This is a genomic window from Mesorhizobium amorphae, from assembly GCF_014843845.1.
Taxonomy (GTDB): Bacteria; Pseudomonadota; Alphaproteobacteria; order Rhizobiales; family Rhizobiaceae; genus Mesorhizobium; species Mesorhizobium amorphae_A.
Window position 1 is genome coordinate 39495 of the sequence record NZ_JHQS01000002.1, and the last position, 6535, is coordinate 46029.

The 6535-nt window shown below is 57.3% G+C and carries 5 protein-coding genes and 1 pseudogene; 3 read left to right on the forward strand and 3 right to left on the reverse strand.

Going from position 1 to position 6535, the window contains the following annotated elements:
* Window positions 1-68 precede the first annotated feature (68 nt).
* Window positions 69-1208 (forward strand): glycosyltransferase family 4 protein, encoded by a 1140-nt coding sequence (locus DH08_RS00400; protein WP_246800626.1) that lies wholly within the window; start codon window positions 69-71, stop codon window positions 1206-1208.
* On the opposite strand, the gene DH08_RS00405 is transcribed toward DH08_RS00400, so the two are convergent.
* The gene (locus tag DH08_RS00405) at window positions 1179-1928 is read right to left on the reverse strand and encodes a methyltransferase domain-containing protein (protein ID WP_192177380.1); all 750 of its coding nucleotides are present in this window, start codon (window positions 1926-1928) and stop codon (window positions 1179-1181) included. The genes DH08_RS00400 and DH08_RS00405 overlap by 30 nt on opposite strands.
* 157 nt (window positions 1929-2085) lie before the next feature.
* Window positions 2086-3453, reverse strand: a complete 1368-nt coding sequence (locus DH08_RS00410; RefSeq protein WP_192177381.1) for an exopolysaccharide biosynthesis polyprenyl glycosylphosphotransferase — start codon at window positions 3451-3453, stop codon at window positions 2086-2088.
* Between the two features lie 412 nt (window positions 3454-3865).
* Here DH08_RS00410 and DH08_RS00415 point away from each other — a divergent pair, with 412 nt between their 5' ends.
* A complete protein-coding gene (locus DH08_RS00415) occupies window positions 3866-4642 on the forward strand; it encodes a Crp/Fnr family transcriptional regulator (RefSeq protein WP_192177382.1) in 777 nt (258 codons plus the stop codon).
* A 1274-nt stretch (window positions 4643-5916) separates the two neighbouring features.
* On the opposite strand, the pseudogene DH08_RS35940 reads toward DH08_RS00415, so the two are convergent.
* Window positions 5917-6090: pseudogene (locus DH08_RS35940) on the reverse strand (CsbD family protein); the annotation flags it as partial.
* A 25-nt stretch (window positions 6091-6115) separates the two neighbouring features.
* Here DH08_RS35940 and DH08_RS35945 point away from each other — a divergent pair.
* The gene (locus DH08_RS35945) at window positions 6116-6307 is read left to right on the forward strand and encodes a hypothetical protein (protein ID WP_246800624.1); all 192 of its coding nucleotides are present in this window, start codon (window positions 6116-6118) and stop codon (window positions 6305-6307) included.
* Window positions 6308-6535: the final 228 nt, after the last annotated feature.

The window sequence follows — 6535 nt, forward strand, 5'->3', positions numbered from 1 at the left end:
TGCGGATAATGTACTTAACCGCGACGCCTATGCCGGGACCGCAGGCGCATACCGTCAATATCGCTAAGATGTGCAGCGCGTTCTCCGCTTCAGGTGCGGATGTGACCCTCATTATCTCAGGTCGACTCCGTCGGCGACTGCAAGGCAAATTGGCAGAACACTACGGGCTGGAGCACGGCTTCAGGGTGTGGACCATAGGGCTTCGGCAGCCCAACTCCCGTTGGGTTATCATGTTTGGAGTTCTGCTGGCGCGTATCCTTCGCATTGACCTCGTGTATACGAGAGAGCCACGCTTCGCGCTGTGGCTTGCGCGTGCCGGATTTCCCACCGCGCTGGAATTGCATCACGACCATCTTTCATTTGGGCCAAAGTCCAAGGCCGCATTTGCGGCGCTGACGCAATATCCGCGCCTAAGGGGTTTGGTCGCCATTTCTCAAGCAATTGCCGACGCGGTACTCAAGGATTTTCCCTCTCTCGCATCCAAGATCATCGTGGCTGCTGACGGCGCCGACGCAACGATATCTCCTCCCCAACCGATCGAGGCGCCGTCGCGTTCAAAGCTCTTGGTCGGATATGTCGGACACCTTTACCCCGGCAAGGGCATGGAGATTATCGCCGATTTGGCACCTCTATGTCCGTGGGCCCATTTCGACATTGTGGGTGGGCGCCGGGAAGATGTTCAGTATTGGAAGGAGCGGACAGCGACACTCCCCAATCTGACTTTGCATGGACCCCTGCCTCATGCTGCTGTTCCTGCCAAGCTTGCTCATTTCGATGTCGTCCTGGCGCCGTACAAGCGTTCCGTAATTGTGTCTAGCGGCCGCATGGATGTGGCGTCATGGATGTCTCCGCTGAAAATATTCGAGTACATGGCCTCGGAGAAAGCCATCATCGCTTCGGATTTGCCTGTCTTGCGCGAAATCCTGACCGACGGCGTTACCGCACTGCTCTGCGATCCTGATGATGTCAGATCCTGGGCGGCAGCGCTCGAGCACCTTGCTCAGGATCCCGCAGAACGACGACGCTTGGGGCGCTCCGCGCGCGAGCTCCTGCTATCGGGCTATACTTGGAAACAGCGTGCGGAGAAGATCCTAATCGCCCTGGGTATGGTGGCAGCGCCAATACCACTGGATTGCAAATCCGCGCAAGAGATTGGACATAGTGCGCACGCAAGGAAGTCACTTCACCACCACCGCCTGCAGGTTTGACGGCAACATGGAGTCGATTCGGCTTCGCTCATCCAGGAATTGACGCGTCTCGTACTGTCTCACCACAAAGACGTCCAAGACCCTGATGGTATGAAACAAGAGCTCGATAAAAGGCCGGGCGAGCGGGAAAATGTCACATTGCAAGTGAATGCGCTGGATCAGAATTCCGATCGTTTCAAAGGGTTGGCTCGAGCCGCGGAGCATATCGAACCGCGTCCAATCCTTGAACAGCAGCTTGAAGCCATAGGGGGTGAAATGGAAAAAGTTGTCCGGGCATTCATGGAATGAAAACACCGCGCTCGCGGAAATGACAAGACGACCGCCAGGCTCAAGAATGCGCCTCATATCCGCGACGATGCGTTCGGGATCGGGTATGTGCTCGAGAAGGCCCGTGCAGACGATGACGGGATAGCTTTCCGAAGCGATCTTGCTCAAATCCCGGTAGTACAAATCGACATGCATGTCCGCCGGTTTGTCGGGTCGCTTCGTGACGGTGAATGCGTTGGGGAAATGGGGCTTGTAGTCGACGTCTTCGGAATGGATCACCAGCGTCCGCTCAGCGGTCGCAAATTCGCGACACAGTCGGTCCAGATTCTTGGTCGACAATTTCCTCTTGGTGAACGTGAAGCGATAGAGACGTCTGCGGACTCGTTTCCATAAAGTCGGCGCCTGCGCAGCAGGATTCTGAACCCCGGCTATATGCTCGACGTCGGACACCATCAGCTCTCCGTTGCCGCACAAAACTATAAAACTTACACGAAAGAGAGGGCCATGCGGACGGCTCGCAATGGGCTGGCTCTGGTGTGGGCGCACATAAGCCAGGCGAGCGGCGGCCAATCGCATCGAACCATGGAGAGCCCTGAGAAGGTGCTATACATCAATAGACATCACGATCCGAAAGCAACAGCCAAGCGGTCGTCCAAATTATCTTAAGATCGAGCCGCACGCTCCAGGACTTTATGTACCAGAGATCATGCTCAACGCGTTTTTCCATCCGCCACAGCTCCTTCGTCTCCCCTCGGAAGCCGTTGATCTGAGCCCAGCCTGTCAAACCGGGTTTCACACGATGGCGATAAGCATAGCTCTCAATAATCTTGCTATAGGTGTCGTCATGAGCGACGGCGTGGGGTCGCGGGCCTACCAGGGACATTTCTCCCCGAAGCACGTTGAACAATTGCGGCAACTCGTCGATGTTTGACCGGCGCAATATACGGCCAAGTCGGGTAACTCGCCCATCATTACGCTGAGCTTGGCGAATTTTCGTACCGTTCTCCTGCACGGTCATCGATCGGAACTTGTAAATATTGAATGGGTTGCCACAAAAACCTCGCCGCGTCTGCTGGAACAGCACTGGGCGACCGTTCTCGAGCGCTATGGCACATGCGACTACGGCCATCAACGGAGACAGGAACAGCAGTAGCAGTGATGCAAGGACAATGTCGAACAACCGCTTCAGCAAGCGTTCGGCAGGTCTCAAAGGCGCGCGCTGGACTTCGAAGGCTCGCTGCCAGCCGGTGTGCAGGGGACATCCGGCCAGAATCTTATCTGTGTGGGCGTCAGCGAAAAGATAGATCGGCAGCGGCAGGCGGGACAATTCCTCCAGGGTGCGTTTGATCAACTTCCGCTGATCCCACGAGCAAAACAGATAAACTGCCCCATATGGATCAAAGCGGAAAGCAGCCTGTGCAGCTGCGACGCCGGCGCGCACCGATTGTGCTGCGATCATGCCATTACGGTTCTCGATTTTCGAAACACCGCAAACCGCGATGCCCTGTTGCCCGAGCTTGCCAATTATCCCCTGTTCCATTCCAGGAACGCCAGCGTAAAACAGATACGCTGTGCGCAAGACGAGCTTCTCAGCGGCCAGAAGCCGTTTGAGCACACGCGCTAGAGCCAAGTGGCCAGGCAGCAGGATTGGAAATCCGGCCGCAAACGCCAGAGTCAAAGAGCCGCGCGAGAACGTCGACGTGGTCTTCGTGAGAAAGGCGATCCAGAGAATTGCAAAGAAAGCGAACAACCACCCGGTGACGAGTGTTTTGATCACACGGTGATCGTCCAAGATGCCACTAACTGTATAGGCGCCTCTGGCAGCCATGAATGCGACAAGCACTAGGCCGGCAGTAACGCTTAGATAAATCGTCTCCCAAATATCTGACGGACTCACGCCGAGGTGCCTATGATAGACCTCATTTGACGCAAGAAGTATCGTCTCTGCCAGGAGGAAATCAGCAGTTGCAAGAAACACGCAAACTGCTCCCATAGGAAGCCGTAGTGGTTCGCTGCTCCGCTTCAAGAACGCAAGCGACGCCTGGGTTGATGCATGCCGCATCTGGGTTGGTGCATGCCGCATAGAGACAAGCCCCCGAATCCTGTTGCGTCCCTTCTTGGGTCATGGCAGCACACGCCGTCCCAGAAAAAGGGGTTATCTCAACGGCTTCCAGTCGGTCAAATTTGATTTAATCTCTCTCAGAAACGTGTCGCTGTTACCCCGGGCACAGAGAGGTCACTATTTTGGTGGTATCCTAATATGCTAATGTGCTAATATTTCTGGCTAGCGCGTTTGCGCGAGAACGGCTCGGAGTCGGATCCGTTCTTGGGTAGTGAAGGCAATGCTTTAGGGACCGGGGCGCTTTACCCTTATCAAGGGGGCGGGAGCCATGGCATTGAGTAGCGCTGAGGTTCGGGTCAAACAGCTCGATAAAATACGCTTATTTCGGCTATTTGGGCAAGATATTCTTAATGAACTGGCGAAAGGGGCCGTCCTACGAAGGATTCCTAAGAATAAAATTGTAACTCACCTCGGTGACATACCAAGTCATATTTACTACATAATTCAAGGGAAAATTCGGCTTAGTGCTCCACTTTCAGACGGTCGAGAATTCATCTTTTCCGATCTCGGTCCGGGCGATACTTTCGACCTGACTAGATTGTTCGTCACGCGACGCAGTAACATGAATGCTGCGTCAGTTGTGGATAGCGACTTGATGCAAATCGAAGTAGCTTTCATGGCTAGGGTCTTCGACAAACACCCCGATCTCGCATTAAAGGTGATCCCGTATTTGTGCGAAGCAACGCACGACGCGGAAGAGCGAGTGATCCACAGTGCGGCCAGTGCCCTCTCCACTCGATTGGCGAGCACGCTCTTGCGATTGACAGAGAGGCCGCACAGCATGGCTACCGTGGATGGAACTCGGAGCATCCACATTTCGCAGACCGACCTCGCGGCAATGGTCCCGGCTTCTCGAGCGAAGGTGAATCGTTGCCTGAGAGAATGGGAACGGCGGCATCTGACACAATACGACCACGGCTCGCTGACGATCCTCAATCGCGCCGCGTTAGAGTCTGTTGCTCTTGGCGAGATCGCCTTTGACCGTTCGATGATGCATATCCCACGTGCTCGGGCATCTCCATGGCATGCTGCGGGCAGACAATAAACCGAAGTGGTGCCGGTCGTTCGCGCGTCCCTCGCTAGAGCCCTTTTCGTCGGCGTCGTAAGTCGTCGCATGGGACAAATGCGCCTTCTCACCGTATCGCTTCGGTGTGCGGCTCGCCGAGGAGATTTGGCCGGGGTTCCGGCCGATTCTGGCGCGTCGGGCTAATCGCCGCCGAACTCATCCGCAACGCCGCGCGCCATGGCCGCCGGCCGCCATCCGGGTCTCGATCGCCGAGGCCTCCGGCTGGGCGAGTTGCGAGGTGGTCGAGAACGGAGGAGTCAAGCGTAGCCAGGCCGGGTCGCAGGCTGGCCGAGGCGTTTGGCCAAGGAGGAGGGCGTCGTGATCTCAGAAGAAGCAGGGCGGGTGGTGGAGTATCCAGATTGCGGCCGTGCGGCGGCAAGCGCGTCGGGCTGATCTCCGCGCCCGACGCCCGGCTAAAGGCCAGACGGGCGGTGACACCTTCACATTGTGTACGAAAAATCGAGCGCCACACGGAACTAAATTTCCAGCTTGTCGTTTGATGCCTTGGCCGGAAACTCTAATGCCCCCCCTTGTTCCGGCTCACCCTGTACGGCTCGCTGCTAGCCAGGCAGCGGGCCGTTTCGCGCTTGAGCACTGCCGTCAGCGGAGCTAGTCCACTTTGTCCCTTAGCGGCGTCCTGTGCGTAGGCGCCCGGTACGTCTCGACCAGCCTGACCACGCCGATATTGACCATCACCAGCGGACCCAGAGCGAATCGTCCCGTCTCGTCGTCGAAGTGCGTGACTTCTCCGGTAAGCTCCATCTGCCATGCAGGCGCTGAAGGACATGAAGGACGGCAAGCCGGCTCCGACGGATCCGACCTATGCCGGACTTGACGTCTGCACGCCGGAGACGGCTGACACCTGATCGCGAAGTTGCCAGGAGGGAGAAATCCCGCCCCCGGCGGTTAGCCGTTGGAGATCGACCTTCATACCATCGCTGAGCGCTCTGATGACGTGGCCGCCCAAGAGCCTGTGGTCGTGCCTCTCACCATTTGTGTGATTGGGCTTCGTACCCCGCGGCCAACGGGGCGGCAATTCGGCAGCCTGGCAAAAGACAAAAGCCTTCAGCATCGATGAATACGAACTGCTTGGCGTCGAGCGCGAGGCCGGCAAAGCCTGCCTTTGCCCTGGCGGCTGAGCGCGGCACCGAGCCGCGCTCGTTCGCCTTGGGCGAAGGCTTTGGCATCTGCCTGGGAACGGAAGCCCTTGATGCTTACCGCGCCGTTCTCGATGACCCGCACATAATGCAATTTCACCAGCCTTGGCGGGTATACCAGTCGTCAATATCCCGACGCACGCGATCCTTCTCGATCCCCTAACGTTCGTGGATCCTGCCTTCGAGTTGGTCGCGCTTGCCGGCGATGCGGTCCAGATCGTTGCCCCGCTGTTCCTTGACCTGCTTCCAGTTTCCTTCAACACGGTTCCATGTCGATCAGGCCGGGCTGGAGGGCATGGTATCGAAGCGGAAGGACAGCAAATATCGAAGCGGCAATTCGACGGCCTGGCTGAAGACGAAAGCCTACGCGATCGACGAATACGAGTTGCTTGGCGTCGAGCGCGAGCCAGGTAAGCCTGCCTTCGCCCTGATGGCCGAGTGGCACTGGCCGCTATGTCGGCTCTGCGTTCATCACCTTGAACCGTGAGATGTGGGAACGCCTCTGGGAGCGCGTCCAACAGCACGCAGGCACGGCACCGAAGGGCATGATCGGCCGGCGACGCAAGTGGGGTCAGGCCAGGCTGATCGGGCGTGTGAAGCACCTACGCGGCGAGGAAGTCCTACGCCATGCGTCGCTGCAGGATTTCAGGGAAGAACCGGGCTAGCATCATATGAAAGCCTACCGGGTCGAACAGGTGGGAACCTTTGCGAGCAA